Below are 21,879 nucleotides of genomic sequence, written 5' to 3'. Positions count from 1 at the left end.
GTGCCGGCTCTTTCCGGTGTGTGCCGGCTCTCGGATCCACCGATCCGGCAAGATTCGGGAAGGGTCCGGTGTTGTGCCCATCGGCGTCCCGCCGTCGGCGGCGTCACCCGTGATCCAGCGGTATCTGACAAGGGAGTCCGACGTGAAAGCCGTTCAGTTCAGCGAGTACGGAGAGCCGGAGGTGCTGCGGCTGGCCGAGGTGCCCGAGCCGCACGCCGGGACGGGTCAGATCCGGGTGGCGGTACGGGCGGTCGGCGTCAACCCGTGGGAGTGGAAGGTACGCAGCGGCGCCATGCAGGGTTTCCTACCGCTGACCCTGCCCACCATTCCCGGCAGTGAGGTCGCCGGAGTGGTCGACGAGATCGGCGACGGCATCACCGGTGTCTCCGTCGGGGACGAGGTGTTCGGTTTTGTCGTCGGCGCCGCGTACGCCGAGTACGCCGTCCTGGCGCAGGACCACTTCGCCCACAAACCGCCCGCGCTGCCCTGGCCGGAGGCGGCGGCGCTGCCGGTCGCGGCCGAGACCGCCGTACGCGCCCTGGACTCGCTCGACCTCGCGGACGGGCAGACCGTGCTGGTCAACGGTGCCGCCGGTGGCGTCGGACTGGCCGCGGCGCAGTTCGCCCTGCAGCGCGGTGCGACCGTGATCGGCACCGCCAGCGAACCGAACCACGACTTCCTCCGCTCGATCGGCGTCACCCCGGTCAGCTACGGCGAGGGTCTGGTGCGGCGGGTGCTCGACATCTCCCCGACCGGGGTGGACCGGGCCCTGGACGTGGCCGGCCGGGGCGCTCTGCCCGACCTGATCGAGCTGGCCCACGGCACCGACAACGTGCTCACCGTCGCCGACCCCGAGGCCCAGAAGTACGGCGTACGCTTCGCCGCCAACCGCAGCAAGCACCCGTTGCCGGCGCTGGACCAGGTCGCCCGCCTGATCGAACAGGACAGCTTCACCCTTCCCGTCGCGGAGACCTTCCCGCTGGAGCGGGCCGCCGACGCCCACCGGATCAGCCAGGCCGGTCACATCCGCGGCAAACTGGTCCTCGTCACCGTCTGAACCATTCCTGTCGCCAGGGCCCTGACCCCGTAGGACAAGAGCCCTTTCCTACTGGGTCAGGGCGTGGAAGGCGCCGGCTCGGGTGGCGACGTAGATGCGACCGCGCCAGACGGCCGGGGTCGACTCGACACAGCCGCCGAGCTTGACCTGCCACAGGGGTTTCGGCATCACCGTGGTGTCGGCGACGTCGTACGCGTGCAGGACACCGGCGCAGTCGCCGATCAGCAGGATGTCGTCGACCACCACCGGGGACTGCCACGTCGGCCCGGGCAGGTCGAACCGCCAGCGGACCGTTCCGGTGGCCCGGTCGACGCCGAGCACCTCGCCGCCGTTGGTGTCGAAGATGGCCACGTCCCGGTGCAGGGCGGGGGTGCCCCAGGCGCCGGCGGGCCGGCCGTCGGTGTCGTGCACCCGCCAGACCAGCGGGTCGTCCGAGCGCCGGGGATCGAGTTTGACCAACTGGCCGACCTCGCGGGAACGGGCGGTGCCGCGCTCGTACTCGGCGCCGACGTAGAGCGCGCCCTCGGCGTCGACGACCACCGTGGCGTCGGTGTCGTCGCCCATCCAGAACCGGAAGACCCGTTTCGGCGTACGGCCCTCCTTCAGCCCGCCGATGTCCCAGCCCTGCACCAGGCCGCCGGAGTTGGCGAAGTAGACGGTGTCGCCGTACACGGCGACCGAACTCTCGATCGACACCATCTTGTCGCCGATGTCGCGCAGCAGTTGCGCGTCCCAGCCGGGGGCGTGGAAGACGAGCTTCGGCGCGACCGTCACCTTGCCGTCCGGGCCGTAGCCGCGGTTGAGCTTGACGATGTGGAACTGACTGTTCTCGCCGCCCTCGAACAGGTAGTCGTCGATGACGATGGCCGAGCCGTCCCAGTCGTCGTTCCAGAGCGTCGGTGAAACCGCCCGAGCCGACAGTTTCCACAACTCGGTGGACTTGCCCCGGTCGATCGCGATGATCCGGTAGTAGTTGTCCCGGGAGCCGGTGTAGACCAACGGGAAGCCGTCCGGGTCCACCGTGACCGAGCCCTTGATGATGTCGCCGGTGGGGAAGTCGGGCAGGATCCGTTCGCCGGTCATCGCGTCGAGGAAGTGCACCTTGCGGTCGTACGCGCCGAACACCACCCAGGTCCGCCCGGCCCGTTCGAACACGGCCGGTTGGCCAGTCCAACCGGATCCGCACCACTGCCGGGTGCCCTTGTCGTCGGTGGATTCCGCGCACAGCCCGCCGCTGCGGGGGAACTTCCACGCCGGCTTCGGGGCGGTGCGTGGCAGCGGGCCGGTGCCGTACCAGGTGCGGGTCGGGTTGCCGCGGAAGGTGAGCAGACCGGGTACCTTGTCGCCGTACGGCTGACCCACCCCGGCCGGGTTCGACCAGCGGGTGTCGGGCGCGGCGGTCGCGGTGGGCGCGCTCGCGCCGGCCGTCGCGGACCTCGCCCCGCTCACCCAGGACGACCCGGTACGGTCAGGCGCCTCGCCCCGGTCGCAGGAGGCCGCGCCCAGCAGCAGCCCGAGTACGACGATCGCCGCGACGAGCCGGCTCGGGCGCCGATCATGGGGTGGCCTCATCGGGTAAGTCTGCCCACCGTCCCGTCGGTCGACGCTCATCCCATCCGACTGTTTCGATATCTGCGCTGTCAGTGCATGTCGGACGAACGGACGAGCCCGCGCCGCCGTGGCGCGGGACCTCACCTGTCGCATGCCCTCAGTAGCATTGCGTGCGAATGTGGGACGGGTCACCATCGACCCGCCGCACCCGGTCGACGAGGGGTGGTGACGATGACACTGACCGAACTGGACCCCGATCCGCGGCCGGACCTCGCGCTCGCACCGACCGGGCCCGGTCGGCCGGGTCGCCGGCTGCGGGGTGTCCGGCGCCGCCGGTTGCGCCGGTTGCTGGTGCCGACCCCGAACCGGTTCATCCTGGTCGGGATCATGCTGGTGCTGCTGTTCGCGCTGACCGCGGGCGTCGCCGGGCTGGCCGCACGGGCCGCCGTCGATGCCGGGGAGGTGATGGTCACCAGCGCCGCCCAGATGAGCGGCAACGCCCAGGCGATGCACCGCTGGCTGGCCGAAGCGGACGCCGCCGCCACCGGTCGGTTCCTCGCCCCGCCCGATTCCGGTCAGCGGGTACAACTCAACCGCAACTACGAGGACGCGCTCGGCGAGGTACGCCGGCTGCTGGGCGAGTCGGCCGGGCTGACCGGCGGTGACCCGGCCCGCGCCACGGGGCTGGCCCGGGTGGCGAACCAGCTGTCCATCTACACCGAACTCGTCCGGCGCGCCCAGGAGCTTGGCGCGGAGCCGGCCGACGAACCATTCGACGCGCTGCTCGGCTCGGCGTACCTGCGGGAGGCGTCCGGCTACCTGCGCGGTGTCCTGCTGCCCGCCGCGCAGCAGCTCTGGGAGGACGAGACGGCCAGGCTGAGCGAGGCCCGGCGGGACGGTCAGTTCGCCCTCTTCGGGTCGATCGGCACCACCCTGCTCACCCTGGTCGCGCTCTGGTGGGGTCAGCGCTACCTGCGGCGGCGGACCAAGCGCCGGGTCAGCCCCGGACTGGCGCTGGCCACCGCCGCCATGCTCGCCACCACCGGCTGGCTGGTGGTCTCCTGGCGACACTGGCCACAGGCCGAGGAACGGCTGACGGTCGCCGGCCGCAAGCTCGACCAGCACCGGGATCTGATCGAGATCCAGCGCGACGCACTTCGCGCCCGTGCCGACGTCCACTTGCGACTCGGCGGTAACAGCAACCAGTTCGGCATGGTGGCGCTGAACGAGCGGTTCAAGCGGGACGCGCACTGCGACTCGACCGTGGCCGGCTTCACCGACCAGATGCGGATCCTGGTCGGGGTGTGGTGCAGCGGCCACGAGCGGTACATCGTGGAGAACGAGCGGCTCGGCGCCCACCCGGCGGCGGTTGCTGCCGCGCTGCCCGGCGGCGAGGTCGCCACCGCGTTCACCCACTACGACAACGAGCTCACCAAGGAAATCGACCGGGTCGACCGGGAGATCTACCAGGAGCTGACCAACACGCCACCGGCACCGACCTCGCTGGGTGTGGTCACGCTGCTGCTCTGCCTGATCGGCGCCGCCGGGGTGGCGGTCGGCATCGGGGTACGGGTGAGGGAGTACCGATGACGATTTACCCGACCGGACCGCGTCGCGCCACCGCCGTACTCGCCGTGGGGCTGCTGCTTGCCGGGAGCGGCTGCGCGAGCAGTTACCAGCCGCCGCCGGTGGCTTCGCCGTACCCGGTCGGGGCGCAGCAGCCGGCGCCGACGCCCAGCCCGATCAACCCGCCCGACTGTGACGCGCGGCTGAGCCTGCGCCCGGATCCGACCCCGCCGAGCAAGTACGTGGAGCAGGGTTACATCCGGGCCGGGGTGGACCAGACCATGACCCGGATGACCTTCCGGGACCCGGCCACCGGCGAGTTCACCGGTTTCGACATCGAGCTGCTGTACGAGGTCGCCAAAGCGATGTTCCCCGGCAAGGACCCGAAGGAGACGCTCCGGTTCGTCGTGGTCACCTCGGGCGAGCGGCAGCAGCGGCTCAACGACGGGACGGTGGACATCGTCGCCGACTCGATGACCGCCACCTGCGCCCGTGCCACCGAGGTCGCCTTCTCCACCGACTACCTCGACTCCGGGCAGACCGTGCTGGTACGCGGCGACTCGCCGTACCAGGGGATCGGGGACCTGGGCGGCAAGGCGGTATGCGCGGCGACCGGCACCACGTCGCTGGAGCACACCCGGGCCCGGCCGGAGAAGCCGCTGCCGGTGTCGGTGCCGAACTGGACCGACTGCCTGGTCATGTTGCAGCAGAAGCAGGTCGAGGCGATTTCCACCGACCACAATGTGCTGCTCGGCCTCCGGGACCTGGACCCGACCACCAGGTTGGTCACCCAGCCGCCGTCGCGCCCGACCGGCGACACGTCCTGCGACTGGCACGACGAGCCGAAATCGGCCTGCACCTGGTTCAGCGACGAACCGCACGCGATCGCCACCCGGCAGGACGACGTCGCCCTGCTCCGGTTCGTCAACCACGTGCTGGAGCAGATCCGGCAGAACGGCAGGTGGGTGCAGATGCACGAGGAGTGGCTGCCGGAGCACCCGGACAACGGGCCGCCGCCGGCCCGCTACGGCCCCAACCTGTCCTGGCCCCCGGGCATGTGAGGACGGGATGGCCGAACCACGCGCGCGGGAACATCCGGGAGGACGGCACCAGCCGGAGGTGCAGCATCAGCAGGGCGGGTCGGCCCAGCCGGAGGCGGAACTGCGCCGACTGCGGGCCGAGTGCGCCCGGCTGGCCGGCGCGCTGGTGGTCCGCGACGAAGCGGACGGCTACCGGCAGTTGGAGCGGCCGGACGCGGCCGGGGCGACCGCCCGCGCCTGGCAGGACGTCCAGTGGCGGATCGGTGAACTCGCCGCCCAACTCGCCGCCGCACAGCAACTGCTCGACCGGGCGGACGCGCTGCGTCAGCGCCGCTTCGCCGACCCGGTCGAGCCCGTGGGCCCGGTCGTCGCGTCGGACCCGGTCGTGCCGGCGATCGACACCGAGCTGTGGGCGCTGCTGCGCGGCCCGTGCGAGGTGGTGCTGACCGCGGCGACCGGCGCACCCGTCGAGGTGATCCGGTTGCCGCTGCCGGAGGTGATCGTCCGGGCCGGCGAGCACCACGCCGCGATCCTGGCCGTGGCCGAGGCGGTCGCCGCCGCACGAGCCACCATGTTGACCCGACTCGAAACGGTGATCGCGCGACTCGCCGAGGTGCGGGCCCGGGCCGCCGGGGTGGCCGTACCGGACGGGCTGATCGAGGGTCTGCAAAACGAGATCGACACGCTGCGGCGGGCCGGCGAGCGGGACCCGCTGGGGGCAACGGACGGGGTGGCTTGGGCCGCCGCCCGGGACCGGCTCGGCGGTCGGGTCACCGAACTCGGCGTACGGGTGGGACGGGCCGAGGAACTGCGTGGCCGGTTGCCGGGCCTGGTGGACGAGTTGCGGCTGCTGATCGGTCGACTCGACGCGGACGAGACCGAGGCGCGGCATGCGTGGCGCGGCCTCACCCCGATCCCCGGCGATCCCGACTCCGAAGCCGGATCCGGCCCACCGGTGCCCCAGGCCGCGACGCTGCGGGTACGGCTGCGCGCCGTCGAACGACGCTGCCGCCGGGGTGAGTGGTGGGACGCGGTCGACGAGGAGTCCGAACCGGCCGAGATCGGTGCCGCGGTGACCGCGGCGGCGGAGCAGGCCGCGCGAGCCCGGGACGCCGCCGGAGTGCGGCGGCGGCGCCTCTACGACTTCCGGATCGAGCTGCGGGGCCGGCTGGACGCCTTCCAGCGCAAGGCGTTCGGTGCCGGGCGTTCCGAGGACCTGGCCCTGACCGATCTCTACAACGAGGCCCGGCGTCGACTCCGGGCGGACCCGCTCGACGCCCCGGCCGCCGACCGGGCGGTCACCCGGTATCTGCACGCGGTGAACGAGGAGGGCCCGGCATGAACGGCTGTCTCGCCCGGGACTGTCCGGGCGCCGTCGACCTGGACGGCTTCTGCCTCAAGTGGGGACACCGCTGCGCGGGCCAGTCCGGCGAGGACTCCGCCGGCTCCAACGGCTCCAACGGCTCGGAGGGTGACTCTGTCGCGGGATCCGGGCCGGTGCGCGGCGGTGCCCAGAGCGCGTTCGCCCGACCGTCGGTGGCCGCCCGTCCGAGCCGGCCCACCACCGCGCCGCCAGCTTCGGCCGGTCCGAGCGGCCCGGCAGGACCGAGCGGCCCGGGTCCGGTCGGGATCAGTTCGGGTGGTGCCGGCTGGCGTACCGGGTCGGGCAGCGGATCGACCGGTGGCGGCTCCGGAGGCGGTGCGGGCGCTCGACCGCGCGGCGGACCACCACCCGGCTTCGGCGGCGGGACCCGGCGCTGGTTCGGGCTGGTCGAGATGCCGGTGGTGCCACCACGTGATCCGCTCACCGCGATCCGGGCCGACCACGCCGTGCCGGAACATGCCCGGATCTGTGCCCGGTCCTCGTGCCGGCGACCGGTCGGCCGGACCGACGGCACCGATTCCGGGATCACCACCGGCTACTGCCCGCACTGCGGCACCCCGTTCTCGTTCGTGCCGCCGCTGCACGACGGTGACGTGATCAAGCAGCGGTACCGGATCCGCGGCTGCATCGGTTACGGCGGCATGGGCTGGATCTTCGCCGCCCGGGACGAGGACATGGACGGGAGCTGGCGGGTGCTCAAGCGGCAGCGCGCCGCCGAGGACTCCACCGCCGCCGAGGCGTTCGTCGGCGAACGGCGGGCACTGATCGCGCTGGACCACCCGAACATCGTCAAGATCTACGACTTCGTGCCGCCGGAGGCGGGCGACGGTACGCCGTACATCGTGATGGAGTTCGTCGGCGGGCAGTCGCTGGACGAGATGCGACCGCGCCCGTCCGGCTGGGGCGTACCGGGGCCGCTGCCGTTGCCGCAGGTGTTGGCGTACGGGCTGGCCATCCTGGACGCCTTCGAGCACCTGCACGAGCAGGACTGGCTCTACTGTGACCTGAAGCCGGACAACGTCATGCACGTCGGCAACCGGCTCAAGCTGCTCGACCTCGGTGCGGCCCGGCGGGCCGACGATCTCGACAGCCCACTGCTGGGCACCCGCGGCTTCGAGGCGCCCGAGGTGCACAAGCACGGGGCACGGGCCGCCTCGGTCCGCTCCGATCTCTACACCGTCGGGCGCACCCTGGGCGCGCTCAGCCTCGCCGCGAACACCAGCCAGTACGTCAGCCGCTTCCCGGACGGGCGGCTGCCGGACGCGGTGCCGCAGTTGCTCGACGAACACGAGTCGTACCGCCGGTTGCTGGTCCGGTCGACCCACCCCGAGCCGGCCCGCCGGTTCGGCTCGGCCGACGAGATGTACGCGCAGGTGCACGGCGTACTCCGGCAGGTGCTCGCGGAGCAGGGGCAGGAGGTGCCGCCGACGGCGTCCACCCTGTTCGGGCTCGCGCCCCGCCCGTTCGGCGCGTACGACGATCTGACCACGCCGGTGCCGGCGGCGATGGTCGCGACCGCACTCCCGGCGCCGCTGATGGATCTCGCCGATCCCGGCGCCGGTTTCCTCGGCTCGGTCGGCGCGGTCCAGCCCGCGGAGCTGATCGGCCTGCTCGGGCGGGCGCCGGAGCGCAGCCGGGACGTGCTGCTCCGGCTGACCCGGGCCTACCTGGACGCCGGGCAGCCCGAGCTGGCCGCCGGCACCCTGACCGAGCTGGCCGCCCGACCGGACGCCCCGGTCGACGACTGGCGGCTGGACTGGCACCACGGGCTGGTCGCCCTCGCCTCGGGCGAGATCGGCGCCGCCCGCCAGCACTTCGACACCGTGTACGGGCTGCTGCCCGGTGAACTGCCCGCCCGGCTCGGGTACGCGGTCGCCAGTGAACTCGACGGTGACCTGCCCACGGCCGAGCGGCACTACGCGGCGGTCTGGGCCACCGAGCACTCGTCGCTGAGCGCGCTGTTCGGGCTGGCCCGTACCCGGTTGGGACAGGGTGACCGGCGGGGAGCCGCCGCGGCGCTGGACGAGGTGCCGGAGACGGCCAGCTACCGGGTGCCGGCGCAGATCGCGAAGGTCAGGGCGCTGCTGTCCGGTGCCCGGGTGGCGGACCCGGTCTCGGTCGACCTGGTGGACGCGGCCGTCGCGGCGGAGGCGATCGACCTGACCGGCGCCGCCCGGGACAGCCTCACCGCCGAGGTGCTGGAAGTGGCGCTCGCCTGGGCGGTGCCACGCCAGGCCGGCGGCACGGAACAGGTGTTCGGGGTGCCGCTGGCCGAGGAGCGGCTGCGGGAGCGGCTGGCCGAGGTCTACCGCTCGCTGGCCCGGCAGAGTGTGTTGCGCCAGGAGCGGGTCGCCCTGGTGGACCGGGCCAACCAGGTACGCCCCTGGACCTGGCTGTGAACCTCCGTTTCCGCGCAGCGCCGCGCCGTCTCTGCCCGCTTCGATCCGGGGAGGTGCGCCGGTGAGCGCTGGCCCGAACTTCGACATCAGCACCCACTACGAGATGTACCTGCCGACCGAGGGCACCCTGGTGGACGTGGTCGCCACGGTCCGTTCGACCGGCGGGCCGGCCGGGGACGACCGGCCGGGACTGGTCGCTCCGCATCTCGCCGAGGTGATCCTGCTGGACTGTTCGGGTTCGATGGGGTCACCGACGAGCAAGCTGATCCAGGCCCGCCGGGCGGCGATCGCCGCCATCGACGCGCTGCCGGACGGGGTCCGGTTCGCCGTGGTGGCGGGGACCCACACCGCGGAGATGATCTACCCGGCGACGGCCCGGTTGATGGTTGCCGGCGACACCACCCGGACCGCCGCCAAGGACGCGCTGCGGCGTACCGGTGCCGGTGGCGGCACTGCGATGAGTAGGTGGCTGCGGCTGGCCGCGCGGATCTTCGACGAGGCGCCGGGCAGCGTACGGCACGCGATCATGCTCACCGACGGGCGCAACGAGAGCGAACCCGTCACCGAGCTGGACGCGGTCCTGGGCGAGTGCGCCGGCCAGTACACGGTGGACTGCCGGGCGATCGCCGAGCGGCCGGGAGTGCACGCCTGGCGGGGAACCGAGCTGATCCGGATCGCGGACGCGCTCGGCGCGAACCCGGTGGTGCCGGTGGAGGACCTCGACCGGCTCTCCGCCGAGTTCACCCAGCTCGTCGCCGGTGCGCTGGGTCAGCAGACGGCCGACGTGCGGTTGCGCGTACGGACGTCGGCGCTGGCCGGGGTCCGGTTCGTCAAGCAGGTGTACCCGACCATCGCCGACCTCGCCGAGCTGGCCCAACCGCTCGACGGCCAGACCACCGACTATCCGATCGGGTCGTGGGGCGAGGGGCACCGGGACTACCACATCGGTCTGGCGGTGCAGCCGATGGCGGCCAACGAAACCCGCCGGGTGGCCTGGCTGAGCCTGCTGGTGCCGGGCCTGGCCGAGCCGGCCGACCTGGTGCCCGACCAGGACCGGCCGGCCGGCGTCGGGGTCGGGGTCGCGGAGGTCGGGCAGACCGCGGTGGCGGTGGAGTGGACCGAGGACATCGCCCGCTACACCGGGATCAACCCGACCGTGGCCCACTACACCCGGCAGCAGGAGTTGGCGGCGGCGATCCGGGCCGCATGGGAGGCGTTCGACGAGCGCCGGCTGGCCGACGCCGAGGCGTTGATGGGGCGGGCGGTGGCGTTGGCGCACGCCGCCGGGGCGCACGACAAGCTCGCCGTCTTCGACCGGGTGGTGAGGATCGACGACGCCGCTTCGGGGCGGGTGAGGCTCCGCTCCGACGTCGACCCCGGCCACTGGCAGGTGCCGACCGTGACCGGCCACCACACCCGTTCCTGGGACACCGCCGGCCCGACCGGGCTCAGCGGCCCGAACGACGGGCCCGGCAACGGTGCGTCGGGGCCCGGCCCGCTCGGCGCAGTGCCGGGCCAACGCCCGGCCGAGGTGGAGGTTCCCCCGCTGCCGGACGAGTGCCCGGAGTGCGGGACCCGGCGCCGTGGGCGCTTCTGCGAGCGGTGCCGGTACGACTTCCACGCGAGCCGGACCGGCTGATGGCTTTCGACCTGTTCGAGTGGCTGGAACGGTTCGACAACATCTCGTCGATCGTGGTCAGCACGATCGCCGTACTGGCGATGATCGGGGGCAGTGCCGCCTGGCAACGCCGCCGACCGGGCCGATCCGCGGAGACCACGGAGTCCGTACGCGCCCTGGTGGCCGCCCAGCGTGACGCGGTGCCGGCGCACGCGTACCAGTTCCTCGACGGTTCGGTCTCCTCGCTCTCCGCGATCTACGTACGGCAGCGGGTCGCGCCGGGTGGTGGTCCGATCGGGCCGGTGCCGGCGTTCGAGGCCGACGGGCTACTTCGTACCGACCGTCACCTGCTGCTGGTCGGACCGGCGGGCAGCGGCAAGACCACCTTCGTCGGCCACGCGGTACGGGAACTGGCGCGCGGCTTCACCGGGACCGGTCGAGGTCGGGCCGGGGCGCCGGAGCAGGTCGGGCTGGCGCTGCCGGCGACCGCACTGGTCGACCGGTCGTTGCCGGAGGCGCTGGCCGAGGCGTACCGATTCGGGTTGCCGACCGTGTTGACCGGTCAGCCGCCGGGGCGGTCCGGCCGGTGGTTGGTGCTGGTCGACGGGGTGGACCGGATCACCGACCCGAACGTCCGGTCGCGGGTGCTGGGCCAGTTGCGGGAGTGGGCGGCCCGCGGCGACCACCCGTACCGCCTGCTGCTCACCACCCGCCCGCTGGCGGCGGAGGAGACGACCGCGCTGCGGACGTACTTCGCCGAGCATCACCTGTTGCCGTTCGACCCGGCCGACCTGGCGACGTTCGCCGAGCGCTGGTTCCGGGACCGGGTGGCCGACCCGGAGCGGGCCGATCGCGACCGGGACCGGTTCCGGGTGGAGTTGGCCCGGGTGGACCTGGCCGAGCTGACCGGCAATCCGTTGCTGGTCACGCTCGCGGCGCTGAGCTGGGAGGGCCGGTCGGGGGTGTTGCCGCCGGGGCCGGCGGAACTGTTGGACCGGTTCGTCCCGCACCTGGTCGAGAGCGGTGCCGCCGCGGTCGAGGAGACCGGCGCCGCGCTGGGCCGCCGGGGTGGTTCGGGTACGGCGGTCGCCGCCTGGCTGGACGAGCAGGTCGAGGGCCTGTGCGAGGCGGCGGCGGCGGGTTGGCTGCGCGACGGTGCCGCGGTCGCGGCGGCGGTCGGCTGGACCAACGAGCACGCCCCGGTCCCGCCCGGTGGCCTGCTGCGGGACTGGCCCGGTCGGGTCCGCGCCCTGCTCGTCGCCACCGGGTTGTACGTCCCGCGTGGCGCCGACGCCGAGCCGTTGACCAGGGCGGTAGCGGAGTATCTGGCGGCGGGGCCGGTGGCCCGGTCCTGGCAGGAGCCGGAGTGGTTGGCGCTGATGGCCGAGCCGGCCACCAGGGGAACGGCGGTGTACGCGCTGGCGCGGGCGGGCCGGGCCACCGAGTCGACGCTGACCCGGTTGGCCGCCGGAACCGGTGCGCAGGTGCTCGCCTCAGGGCACCTGCTCGGCGCCGGGATCCCGATGTCGGACGGGGTACGGGACAAGATCCTGGCCGAGTTGCTGCGGCACTGGCAGGCCGGCGAGCGCCCGTTGGCCGTCGACTGCCTGGCGGTGCTGGCGGAACTCGCGGTGGCGCCGGTGATCCGGCGGGCGGTGTTCGGCATCTCCGCCGACCCGCGCTGGCCACGTCAGGTGCGCTCGGCTGCCACCACCTTCGCCGCCGTACCGGCCCTGCACCGGCCCACGCAGGATTGAACCAGTTCGATGGTCTGGAGAAATTCACGTTCCGCATGTCCGGCGTACGCGTGCGTTGCCGACGGGCTCACCCGTCGCGCACTACATTCACGCGAGTCCGGCCGGTAACTCCAGGGTGAACGCGGCCCCACCCCGCCGCCGGGCAGGTGCCGCGTACACGTTTTCGCGGCGAGCCGTAAACCACGAGCGGTGCGTACCTGGTGATCCACCGATGCCGGACGAGGAGAGACCAGCATGCCCAGAACGGTCCCTGCGCGCGCAGCCGTGCGTCCAGCCGCAGCCGCCAGTGCGCCCCCGCCCTGGCGACGCCGGTACGTGTTCCCGGCCGGGTACCGGATCCTCGCGGGCCTTGTCTCGCTGCTGCTGCTGCTGACCGGTGCCGTGGTGGTGCCGTCGCCGGCCTGGGCCGAGCCGCAGTCCGCGCCGATCGCCGGAGCGGGCTCCACCTGGAGCGAGGTCATGGTCAACAGTTGGCGGGCGGCGGTGCGGGGACGCGGCCTCGTGGTGAACTACGTGGGTGGAGGCTCCACCCTCGGCCGCAACGAGTTCGCCGACGGCAACTTCGACTTCGCCGTGTCGGAGACTCCCTACGGCCTGGACGACGCGTTCGTCGAGAGCGACCAGCCGCCCGCGAACCGGCCGTTCGGATACCTGCCTGTCGCCGCTGGCGGCCTCGCCTTCATGTACAACCTGCAGATAAACGGACGACGGATCACGAACCTGCGGCTGTCGGGCGACACCATCGCGAGGATCTTCACCAAGGACATCACCCGCTGGGACGATCCGCGGATCAAGGCGGACAACCCCGCTCTCGACCTGCCACCCCAGGACATCACCCCGGTGGTGAGATCCGACGGCTCGGGTACGACCGTGCAGCTCACGCGTTGGATGAGCACGCAGTACCCGGACCGGTGGAACTCCTTCTGCCAGGCCCGGGGCGGAACGCCTCCGTGTGGCGCGACAGCGTACTTCCGATCGCAGGGTTTTGTGTCCCAGCCCCTGTCGAACGGCGTCGCAGGCTACGTCGCGCAAGGCGGCGTCAACGGTGCCATCGGCTACGTGGAAACCCGGTACGCGCTCCAGCACGACCTCCCGGTCGTCAAGGTGCTCAATCAGGCCGGCTACTACGTCGGACCCACGGCCGACGCGGTGGCCGTGGCGCTCACCAAGGCCGAGATCGTCGACAATCCGTCCGACCCGACGGTCCACCTGACGCAGAAGCTGGACCACGTCTACACCAACCCCGACCGGCGGGCCTACCCACTCTCCTCGTACGCGTACATGATCGTGCCCAGGACGTTCCAGGACTCCTTCGGCGCGGGCGAGGGATACACGCTGGCCGAGTTCGCCTCCTTCGGGCTCTGCGAGGGGCAGCAGAGCGCGCCGACGTTCGGGCTCGCACCGCTGCCGCTCAACCTGGTCCGGGCCGGGTTCGACCAGATCGAGCGCATTCCCGGTGCGGTGGTCCGGAACAACCCCGTTGCCACCTGCGCCAACCCCACGTTCTCGCCGGACGGCACGAACACGCTGCTGCTCACCGCCGGCCAGCCGCCGGAGTGCGACAACCGGTCCACCGGCCAGCAGTGCCCGAGCGCTTCCCAGCCGGTGCCGACGACAACGACGCTGACGGCGAGCAGCGCCTCGATCGGTTTCGGTGAGCCGGTGACCCTGACCGCCGTGGTGGTTCCGGCCAGGGCGACGGGCAGGGTCCAGTTCCGGCAGGGCGTCGCGAGGACCCTGATCGGCTCTCCCGTCGAGGTCGGCGCCGACGGCACGGCGTCGATCACCACCAGTGATCTGCCGAGGGGCAGCTACGACCTGTCCGCCGTGTTCACCCCGCTCAGCGCCAACTACGGCGCGTCGACCTCCGAATCGGTCGGCATCACCGTCGGCGCTCCGCCGGCTGACGCGAATTCGACCCGGATCACCGCAGCCGTCGCACCGGGTACCTTCTCGCTCGCCACTTCCGACGCCGCCGCACTTACCGGCGGCGTCGTCGGCGGCTCGGCAACCGGCACCCTCGCGGAGGTCACCGTCGTCGACCTGCGCGGCACCAACTCGGGCTGGAACGTGACCGGTCAGGTCGAGAACTTCACCCACGACGGGCAGCCCGGCGCCACCATTCTCGGCGCCCAACTGGGTTGGACCCCGACGGCGCACAAGACCGACGGCTCCGGCGACGTGCTGGCGGGCAGCCCGGTCGCCGCGGGCACCACGCGGGGTGGTCTCGCCGAGGGCGTGACGCTCTGCTCCGCCAGGCCCGACAGCAGCGCCGGGACATTCGCTTGCGGCGCGGGCCTCGTACTGGACATCCCGGACACTGCGGTGCCGGGCCCTTACTCCGCCACTCTCACCCTGACGCTGGTCTGACCGCTCGCGCCGCCGTACGGGGGCCGGTGGATCGCACCGGCTCCCCGTACGCGGGACGGATCAGAAGGCGTGGGTGACGGTGAGGGTGATGTTGGAGCAGGACGCGGCCCGGCTGGTCAGGGCGTTCTTCTCGGCGGTGTCGACGGTGAGCCGCCAGCGGGTCTTCACCGCTACCCACTCGCCGATGTAGCGGCAGACCTCGCGGGTCGGCACCCAACTCGCCGGGTCCTGGTCGCCCTTGGACTGGTTGACGTTGTCCGTCACCGCGACCAGCGCCCGTACGTCGCCCATGTCGTTGGCGTACGACTGGCGTCGGGAGGTGGTCCACGAGCGGGCGCCGGAGTCCCACGCCTCGGCCAGCGCGACCATGTGGTCGATGTCCAGGTCGGACGGGTTGGTCCAGTAGGCGCCGTCGTAGTACGAGAACCAGCGGCCGCCGCTGAGGGTGCAGCCCGAGCCGACCGACGGGTTGGTGGTGGCCTCGGCGATCAGCACCTCGTAACGGGTGTTGCAGCCGTCACCGTCGGCGTCGACCCAGTGCGGGAAGAGGTCGCGGTTGTAGCCGGTGCGGATCTCGCTGGCGACCGGCAGGTTCGCGACCATGGTGCGCAGCGGCTGCGAGACCGTCGCGGCCTGGGCCGGGTTGGCGAGACCGAGGACGGCGAGGGTGGCGGTGGCCAGCAGGGTGGTGGCCCAGCGCAGGGGGGTACGGGTCATCACGGCTCCATCCGTTGGGGCAGGCGATCTGCCTGGCACCTATATGGACGTACCTAAATTTCGTTTGGACCCACTCGCGCATGAACGATGGTTAAAATGTTTCCGCCCTGTTTCCCGTCCCCGGTCCCGCCGACCCGGTCAACCGGTCGCGACCAGCGAATCCGTCGGCGACGTACGCGGCTTCGGGGTCTTGCTGGTGAGCTGGAACCAGAACGAGCCGTAACCCGGCAGGGTGAGCTGGTACGGCCGACTACTGATCAGCGGGAACGACGTCTGCCCGGTCAGCTCCACCGGCAGGTGGCCGATGAACCGACTGCCCAGCGGCAACTGCGCCGGCTGCGGATGGCGGGACAGGTTGTGCACGCAGAGCACCACCTCGTGCCCGTCCGGCCCGTCGTACTCACGCAGGAAGGCGAGCACGGTGGAGTTCTTGCCACCGAGGTCACGGAAGGAGCCCAGGGCGAGCGCGGGGTGCTGCTTGCGTACGGCGATCATCTGCCGGGTCCACTGCAACAGCGACGCCGGCTGTTCGAGCTGACGCTCCACGTTGACCGCCTGGTACCCGTACACCGGGCCCTGGTTGACCGGCAGGAACAGCGCGCCGGGGTCGGCGCTGGAGAAGCCGCCGTTGCGGTCCGGCGACCACTGCATCGGGGTACGGACCCCGTTGCGGTCGCCCAGCCACACGTTGTCGCCCATGCCGATCTCGTCGCCGTAGTAGAGCACCGGCGAGCCGGGCAGCGAGAGCAGAAGCGAGGTGAACAGCTCGATCTGGTTGCGGTCGTTGTTGACCAAGGGGGCGAGCCGTCGCCGGATGCCGAGGTTGACCCGCATCCGGGGGTCCTTGGCGTATTCGTCGTAGAGGTAGTCGCGCTCCTCGTCGGTGACCATCTCCAGGGTCAGCTCGTCGTGGTTGCGCAGGAAGGTGCCCCACTGGCAGCCCTGTGGGATCTGCGGCGTCTGGGCGATGATCTCGGAGATCGGGAAGCGGGACTCGCGGCGTACGGCCATGAAGATCCGCGGCATCACCGGGAAGTGGAACGCCATGTGGCACTCGTCCCCGCCGGCCTCCGGGTCACCGAAGTAGTCGACCAGGTCGGCCGGCCAGAGGTTCGCCTCGGCCAGCAGGACCCTACCGGGGAACTCCTCGTCCACGGTCCTGCGCAGCCGTTTCAGGTACGCGTGCGTCTCCGGCAGGTTGGCGCAGTCGGTTCCCTCCCGCTCGTAGAGGTACGTGACCGCGTCCAGCCGGAACCCGTCGATGCCGAGCCCCAGCCAGTAGCGCACCACGTCGAGCATGGTTTCGCGTACCACCGGGTTGTCGTAGTTCAGGTCCGGTTGGTGGGCGAAGAAGCGGTGCCAGTAGAACTGCTGCCGGACCGGATCGTAGGTCCAGTTCGACGGCTCGCTGTCGCAGAAGACGATCGGTACCTGCGCGTACTCGGTGTCGGTGTCGCGCCAGACGTAGAAGTCCCCGTACGGCCCGGTCGGGTCCTGCCGGGACTGCTGGAACCACTCGTGCGTGTCGGAGGTGTGGTTCAGCACCAGGTCGGTGATCACCCGGATGCCCCGGCTGTGCGCCTCGTCGATCAGCGTCACGAAATCGTCGATGGTGCCGAACTCCGGCGCGACGCTCAGGTAGTCGCGGATGTCGTACCCGCCGTCGCGGCGGGGCGAGTCGTAGAACGGTGGCAGCCATAGACAGTCGACGCCGAGCCACTTCAGGTAGTCCAGCTTGGTGGTCAGGCCGGGCAGGTCGCCGAAGCCGTCCCCGCTGGCGTCGAAGCACGCCTGGACGAACATTTCGTAGAAGATCGCCCGCTGGTACCACCGCGGTTCGACCGGCATCTCGCGGGCAGTCCGCCGGCTGGTGTTCGGTGTCGGTAGTACGGGCATCTGCCTGGACAGCAGGCCCAGATCCTGGTCCGTGGACGGGATCGTCAGCGCGTTGACGCGCTCAGCTAGATCGGACATGGTTCTCCTCCGGGGTTCCAAGATGGAGGGCCCGCAGGTTCGACGTCGGCGCACCCGCGGGTCACGCGGGAAGGAATCGCCGGCATCGGTGACGGCGGGTTCACCGCCCGTTCATCCGCTTCAACCGGGGCTGACGATCAGCGGTAACGCCGATGTTTCAGTAGCGAATCCGACGATCGAGGCGAGCCCGGCCGATGATCGCGCCACACCGCCTCCCACCAGCACGTACGCACGCTGGACGGGTGCTGTGGAGCCGCTCGGAAGTGAGGCATGTCGGTGGGTTCTGCGGGCTTTTGACCTATTCATGCCTTCTGTACGCACGAGCGGCGGTCGGAAATCTGACTGAACATCACCCGTTGTGTTCGGTGAACAGGCATGGTTAAGCTCATCGTGCGCGCCCCAATCGCCCGCTTCCCCCGTGGCAGGCGATCGGGGCGCGCACCTATTTCCCAGCTCCACGCCGTGTCCGTGTGCCGGCTCCCGCCCCGATCCGGGGATGCGGGCGTAGATGGAGACCAACCAGCACCTGTCGCCCTAGGACGATGCGTCGTGCACGCGGCGAGGACGGGTTGGCTGGCTGGCGCGGTGGCGGCGCACGGCGTCGCGGTTCGCGCAGGTGGGGGAGCAGTAGCGCTGGCGGCCGTTGCGAGAGGTGTCGGCGTAGATGGTGGTGCAACCGGTGCGGGCGCAGCGGCCGAGCCTGCCCATGCCCCGCCCGGCGAGGTGCAGGGCGGTGCCGACCCCGACCAGGGCCCGCAGCACGGTCGCCAAGGGCACCCCGTCGTCGCGGTAGTGCAGGTGCCAACCGGTGCCCTCGTGGTCGGAGAGCCGGGGGTACGCCGACGCCGCCGCCAGCAGTGCGTTGACGAGTCCGGCCCGGTGCACCTCGTCCGGCGCGTCCACTATCGCGCACCACCGGTCGAGCAACTCCGACGTAGCCTCCAGGTCCCGATCGTCGACCGGCATGTCGACCACCAGGCCGGCGGCTCGGCAGCGCCGTACCAGGTCCACGGTTGACGTGGGGCGGTTGTTCGCCAGGTCGACGGCGAGCCGTACCGCGTCCTGCCCGTAAGGGTTGAGATGCACAATGGCATTACATCAGGCTCGGGTACGTGAACACCGAAGACGATCACCACTGGCGTACCCGGTCCCGACACCGTACGAGTCAGGGTGTGGTCACGTACCAGTCCTGCTACTGCGGGCTATGGAGATTACTCAACGTAGTCGCTGTCGAATGGCCCTGTCCGGAGGGTCCGGGCTCGGAGGCGTTCGAGGTACCCGTGGGCGGCCCGGGGTGTCGATCGGCGCTGGCTGGGTAGACCGGCGTCGTGTCGCGTACCGATCGGTCGAAGCGTCCCGCGCCTTCCGGAGCACGGTCGGCGCCCACCTCCGTCGCGCCGGGTGCGGACCGGGTAGGTCCGCGATGACCGGGCCGGCGCCGCGACGGTTCGGCTTCGCGTTCGCGCAGCCCTTCCGGCTGCCGCTGTCGCTCATCGGCGTCCGCCCGGACACCGCCTGGGTCACCGTCGACGACACACTCGTCGTCCGGTACGGCCCATGGCGGCTGCGTACTCCCCGGTCGAACATCGTCGGGGCGGAGCGCGCCGGTCCGTACAAGTGGTGGCGGATCCTGGGTCCGCACGTGTCGATGGTCGACCGGGGTCTCAGCTTCGGCACCACGACCGCCGCGGGTGTCTGTATCCGGTTCCGCGAGCCGGTCCCCGGACTGGCCCCCGGCCGTTGGCTGCTGCACCCCGCCCTCACCGTCACCGTCGACGACCCGGACGGCCTCGTCGCGGTTCTGGAGAGCGAACCGGGCGAACACCAGGACACCTGACGGGTGCCTACGATGCCGTGATGGGCTTCGGTTACAAGACTCAGTGGATCGCCGTACGGGACCGTTCGCCGGCCGAGGTCGCCGACGCACTCGACCTGGACAGGCGGGAGAGCGTCGGCTGGGTCGAGGGGACCCTCCGCGCCTACGACCACGGCGTGTACGTCGCGTCTCCGCGGCCCGGCTGGACGCTGGCTCACGTGGCGTGGCACCTGCCCGACGGGCTCGAGGCGAGCGCCACGGCGTTCCCGGACTGGCTCGCGGGACTGAGTAAGCGGCTGGGCGAGGTCCAGTTCTTCGGCACCCATCGAGTGACGGAATACCACGCCTGGGCCCGGGCGCGGGACGGCGAGATCGTCCGCGCCTACTGCTACCTCGGCGAACGCAACTGCGTCTACCTCTCCGTCGGGGAGCCGACCGCCGCCGAGCAGGGCATCGTCCTGGACCCCGAGGGGCTCGACGTCGACACGGACACGTGGTCGGACGATGACTGGGACGCCTGGACCGACGCGAAGCCGGACGAGGAGGCCGTGCTGCGGATCGCCGGTGCCTGGGGCGTCGGTCCCGACCAGATCGACGATGACGAGGTCACCAGCCTGGGAATCCACGGCGTTCCGGCCGGAGCGGGGTAGGCAGGTCGCGTGTTGTGAGGGCAGTCACCGGTCGGTGGTGGGGAAACGGCTGATCGCTGTCCATAGTCTCGACCTATGAAGGCCATTATCTACACCCAAACCGGCGCGCCGGACGTACTGCAGCCGACCGAGCGGCCCGTCCCCGAGCCCGCTGCCGGCGAGGTACGGGTCCAGGTCAAGGTGTCGGGGGTCAACCCGACCGACTGGAAGGCCCGGGCCGGCGGCCCGGGGCGCCCGCTCGCGTACCCGGAAATCGTGCCCAACCAGGACGGGGCCGGCATCGTCGACGCGGTCGGCGAGGGAGTCTCGCCCGACCGCGTGGGTGAGCGGGTCTGGCTGTGGGAGGCGGCCTGGCAGCGGGCCGACGGCACCGCCCAGGAGTACGTGACGCTGCCCGCGCGCCAAGCGGTCGCTCTGCCCGACGACGCCTCCTTCGACCTCGGGGCCAGCCTCGGTATCCCGGCGTTGACCGCGCACCGCTGCCTGACCGTCGGCGACAACGGCCCGCAGCGGCTGGCCCCGGGTACGCTCGCCGGCCGGGTCGTGCTCGTGGCCGGCGGTGCGGGCGCGGTCGGCAACGCGGCGATCCAACTCGCCAGGTGGGCGGGCGCGAGGGTGGTCACCACGGTCAGTGGACCGGAGAAGGCCAAGCTGGCCCAGGCGGCCGGCGCCGACCTCGTGGTCAACTACCGTACGGGCGATCCGGCCGCGGAGATCCACGAGTTCGCACCCGCCGGGGTCGACATCGTGGTCGAGGTCGCCCCGAACGCCAACGCCGCCCTCAACCACGACGTCACCGCCCCCGCTGCCACGATCGCGGTGTACGCGACCGACGAGCCGGCGGACGTTTCGCTCCCGGCCTTCCGGTTGATGTACAAGAACATCGGCTACCGGTTCGTGCTGGTCTACACGGTGCCCGAGGCGGCGAAGCGGGACGCAGTCGAGGACGTGGCCGCCGCCGTCGCGGCCGGGGCGTTGCAGGCCGGCGAGGCGGCGGGTCTGCCGCTGCATCGCTTCCCGCTCGACCGTACGGCGGATGCCCACGCCGCGGTCGAGTCCGGTGCGGTCGGCAAGGTCCTCATCGACGTCGCCTGACCCCGGCGAGGCCCTGATCGACCAGTGTCCAGCGGCGGCGGGCGGGTCGACCCCTGTCCAGCGGCGGCGGTGGAGTCGGCCCCTGCCTAGCGGCGGCGGGCGATCAGGGCCTCGATGCCGTCGAGGAGCAGGTCGAGCCCGAAGGTGAAGTCGGCGTCGTCGATCCACTCCTCGTTGGCGCCGAAGGCGTTCGCCCGGACGGCGGCGGTCAGATCCGGGTAGTCCGCCGGATCGAGAACCTGGCCGAGGATGTCGCCGTAGTCGGCCAACCCGCCGATGGATCCGTCCGCGGCGGCGGCCTCCGCCGCGCTGATCATGCTGTGGGTGAGGTGCGCCTGGCTGGAGGCGTACCCGGTGAGAGCGGTCGCGATGTTGATCCGCTCGGCGAAGCTGAGCCCGGTGTCGTCGAGTGCGGCGAGCGCGCGGTCGAGCCAGCGCAACATCCGGGGCCCGGCGGGCGGGGTGCGATTCGTGACCCCGAGCAGCCAGGGCCGTTCGAGGAGCATGTCCCGGTTGGCCCGGGTCCAGGCGGTGAGGTATCCCCGCCACGGCCGCCCGTCCACCGGGGGCGGCTCCGGAATGGCCGCGTCGACCATCACCGTCAGCAGTTCGTCCTTGCTGCCGACGTACCGGTAGAGGGACATCGTCGCCATTCCGACTCGGTTGGCGACGCTGCTCATCCGTACGCCCTCCAGCCCCTCGCTGTCGGCGATCCCGATCGCGGCTTCGACGATCCGGCCCAGGTCAAGGCTGGGCCGGGGCCCGTGCCGGGATGCGGTCTCGCGACCCCACATCCGCGCCACCACGGGTGGAAGCGCCCGTTGCGCCACTGTCGCGCCCTCTCCTCGTCCCTGCATGGGTCTTGCCCATACCCTAGATCCCCGT

16 protein-coding genes are annotated in these 21,879 nt (G+C 71.6%); 11 read left to right on the top strand and 5 right to left on the bottom strand.

Annotated features, from left to right (window positions below; all coding sequences use genetic code 11):
• The first annotated feature begins 142 nt into the window (after positions 1–142).
• On the top strand, positions 143–1,057 hold the full coding sequence (locus AB0J90_RS31140; protein ID WP_363601992.1) for an NADP-dependent oxidoreductase: 915 nt from the start codon (positions 143–145) through the stop codon (positions 1,055–1,057).
• A 48-nt stretch (positions 1,058–1,105) separates the two neighbouring features.
• Here the strand turns inward: AB0J90_RS31140 and AB0J90_RS31135 are convergent, their stop codons facing one another.
• Entirely contained in the window at positions 1,106–2,629 is a 1,524-nt protein-coding gene (locus AB0J90_RS31135) for a PQQ-binding-like beta-propeller repeat protein (protein WP_363601990.1), read from the bottom strand.
• A gap of 210 nt (positions 2,630–2,839) precedes the next feature.
• On the opposite strand from AB0J90_RS31135, the gene AB0J90_RS31130 reads away from it, so the two are divergent.
• The 7 genes from AB0J90_RS31130 to AB0J90_RS31100 all read left to right on the top strand — a co-directional run bounded on the left by AB0J90_RS31130 (position 2,840) and on the right by AB0J90_RS31100 (position 14,742).
• Positions 2,840–4,198, top strand: coding sequence for a hypothetical protein (locus AB0J90_RS31130; RefSeq protein WP_363601988.1), 1,359 nt, complete (start codon positions 2,840–2,842; stop codon positions 4,196–4,198).
• Positions 4,195–5,235, top strand: coding sequence for a transporter substrate-binding domain-containing protein (locus tag AB0J90_RS31125; protein WP_363601986.1), 1,041 nt, complete (start codon positions 4,195–4,197; stop codon positions 5,233–5,235). Before AB0J90_RS31130 ends, AB0J90_RS31125 begins: the two co-directional genes overlap by 4 nt.
• A 7-nt stretch (positions 5,236–5,242) precedes the next feature.
• Positions 5,243–6,556, top strand: a complete 1,314-nt coding sequence (locus AB0J90_RS31120) for a hypothetical protein (RefSeq protein WP_363601984.1) — start codon at positions 5,243–5,245, stop codon at positions 6,554–6,556.
• Positions 6,553–8,997, top strand: a complete 2,445-nt coding sequence (locus AB0J90_RS31115) for a tetratricopeptide repeat protein (protein WP_363601982.1) — start codon at positions 6,553–6,555, stop codon at positions 8,995–8,997. Before AB0J90_RS31120 ends, AB0J90_RS31115 begins: the two co-directional genes overlap by 4 nt.
• A 61-nt stretch (positions 8,998–9,058) precedes the next feature.
• Positions 9,059–10,636, top strand: a complete 1,578-nt coding sequence (locus AB0J90_RS31110; RefSeq protein ID WP_363601980.1) for a vWA domain-containing protein — start codon at positions 9,059–9,061, stop codon at positions 10,634–10,636.
• Entirely contained in the window at positions 10,636–12,372 is a 1,737-nt protein-coding gene (locus tag AB0J90_RS31105; protein ID WP_363601978.1) for an NACHT domain-containing protein, read from the top strand. Before AB0J90_RS31110 ends, AB0J90_RS31105 begins: the two co-directional genes overlap by 1 nt.
• Positions 12,373–12,606: 234 nt before the next feature.
• Entirely contained in the window at positions 12,607–14,742 is a 2,136-nt protein-coding gene (locus AB0J90_RS31100) for a substrate-binding domain-containing protein (protein ID WP_363601976.1), read from the top strand.
• Positions 14,743–14,802: 60 nt separating this feature from the next.
• Here the strand turns inward: AB0J90_RS31100 and AB0J90_RS31095 are convergent, their stop codons facing one another.
• From AB0J90_RS31095 to AB0J90_RS31085, 3 genes are all read right to left on the bottom strand, one after another.
• A complete protein-coding gene (locus AB0J90_RS31095; protein WP_363601974.1) occupies positions 14,803–15,459 on the bottom strand; it encodes an HNH endonuclease family protein in 657 nt (218 codons plus the stop codon).
• Between the two features lie 138 nt (positions 15,460–15,597).
• Entirely contained in the window at positions 15,598–17,433 is a 1,836-nt protein-coding gene (gene treS / locus AB0J90_RS31090) for a maltose alpha-D-glucosyltransferase (RefSeq protein WP_363601972.1), read from the bottom strand.
• Positions 17,434–17,967: 534 nt separating this feature from the next.
• A complete protein-coding gene (locus tag AB0J90_RS31085; RefSeq protein ID WP_363601970.1) occupies positions 17,968–18,519 on the bottom strand; it encodes a CGNR zinc finger domain-containing protein in 552 nt (183 codons plus the stop codon).
• Between the two features lie 337 nt (positions 18,520–18,856).
• Here AB0J90_RS31085 and AB0J90_RS31080 point away from each other — a divergent pair, with 337 nt between their 5' ends.
• From AB0J90_RS31080 to AB0J90_RS31070, 3 genes are all read left to right on the top strand, one after another.
• On the top strand, positions 18,857–19,270 hold the full coding sequence (locus AB0J90_RS31080) for a hypothetical protein (RefSeq protein WP_363601968.1): 414 nt from the start codon (positions 18,857–18,859) through the stop codon (positions 19,268–19,270).
• Positions 19,271–19,290: 20 nt separating this feature from the next.
• Positions 19,291–19,899 (top strand): hypothetical protein, encoded by a 609-nt coding sequence (locus AB0J90_RS31075; RefSeq protein ID WP_363601966.1) that lies wholly within the window; start codon positions 19,291–19,293, stop codon positions 19,897–19,899.
• Positions 19,900–19,974: 75 nt separating this feature from the next.
• Positions 19,975–20,994, top strand: a complete 1,020-nt coding sequence (locus AB0J90_RS31070) for an NADPH:quinone reductase (RefSeq protein ID WP_363601964.1) — start codon at positions 19,975–19,977, stop codon at positions 20,992–20,994.
• Between the two features lie 86 nt (positions 20,995–21,080).
• On the opposite strand, the gene AB0J90_RS31065 is transcribed toward AB0J90_RS31070, so the two are convergent.
• Positions 21,081–21,788 (bottom strand): TetR/AcrR family transcriptional regulator, encoded by a 708-nt coding sequence (locus AB0J90_RS31065; RefSeq protein ID WP_363601962.1) that lies wholly within the window; start codon positions 21,786–21,788, stop codon positions 21,081–21,083.
• Positions 21,789–21,879: the final 91 nt, after the last annotated feature.

The sequence above is a fragment of the Micromonospora sp. NPDC049523 genome, from assembly GCF_040676775.1.
GTDB lineage: Bacteria > Actinomycetota > Actinomycetes > Mycobacteriales > Micromonosporaceae > Micromonospora_G.
Note: the sequence above shows the minus strand (reverse complement) of the source record. Positions and strands in the feature narration are given on the sequence as shown.

Coding starts and splice junctions, on each gene's coding strand:
- AB0J90_RS31105 (WP_363601978.1), top strand. CDS start 10,636: ATGGCTTTCGACCTGTTCGAGTGGCTGGAACGGTTCGACAACATCTCG.
- AB0J90_RS31130 (WP_363601988.1), top strand. CDS start 2,840: ATGACACTGACCGAACTGGACCCCGATCCGCGGCCGGACCTCGCGCTC.
- AB0J90_RS31115 (WP_363601982.1), top strand. CDS start 6,553: ATGAACGGCTGTCTCGCCCGGGACTGTCCGGGCGCCGTCGACCTGGAC.
- AB0J90_RS31065 (WP_363601962.1), bottom strand. CDS start 21,788: ATGTGGGGTCGCGAGACCGCATCCCGGCACGGGCCCCGGCCCAGCCTT.
- AB0J90_RS31125 (WP_363601986.1), top strand. CDS start 4,195: ATGACGATTTACCCGACCGGACCGCGTCGCGCCACCGCCGTACTCGCC.
- AB0J90_RS31135 (WP_363601990.1), bottom strand. CDS start 2,629: ATGAGGCCACCCCATGATCGGCGCCCGAGCCGGCTCGTCGCGGCGATC.
- AB0J90_RS31120 (WP_363601984.1), top strand. CDS start 5,243: ATGGCCGAACCACGCGCGCGGGAACATCCGGGAGGACGGCACCAGCCG.
- AB0J90_RS31095 (WP_363601974.1), bottom strand. CDS start 15,459: ATGACCCGTACCCCCCTGCGCTGGGCCACCACCCTGCTGGCCACCGCC.
- AB0J90_RS31075 (WP_363601966.1), top strand. CDS start 19,291: ATGGGCTTCGGTTACAAGACTCAGTGGATCGCCGTACGGGACCGTTCG.
- AB0J90_RS31080 (WP_363601968.1), top strand. CDS start 18,857: ATGACCGGGCCGGCGCCGCGACGGTTCGGCTTCGCGTTCGCGCAGCCC.
- AB0J90_RS31070 (WP_363601964.1), top strand. CDS start 19,975: ATGAAGGCCATTATCTACACCCAAACCGGCGCGCCGGACGTACTGCAG.
- AB0J90_RS31100 (WP_363601976.1), top strand. CDS start 12,607: ATGCCCAGAACGGTCCCTGCGCGCGCAGCCGTGCGTCCAGCCGCAGCC.
- treS (WP_363601972.1), bottom strand. CDS start 17,433: ATGTCCGATCTAGCTGAGCGCGTCAACGCGCTGACGATCCCGTCCACG.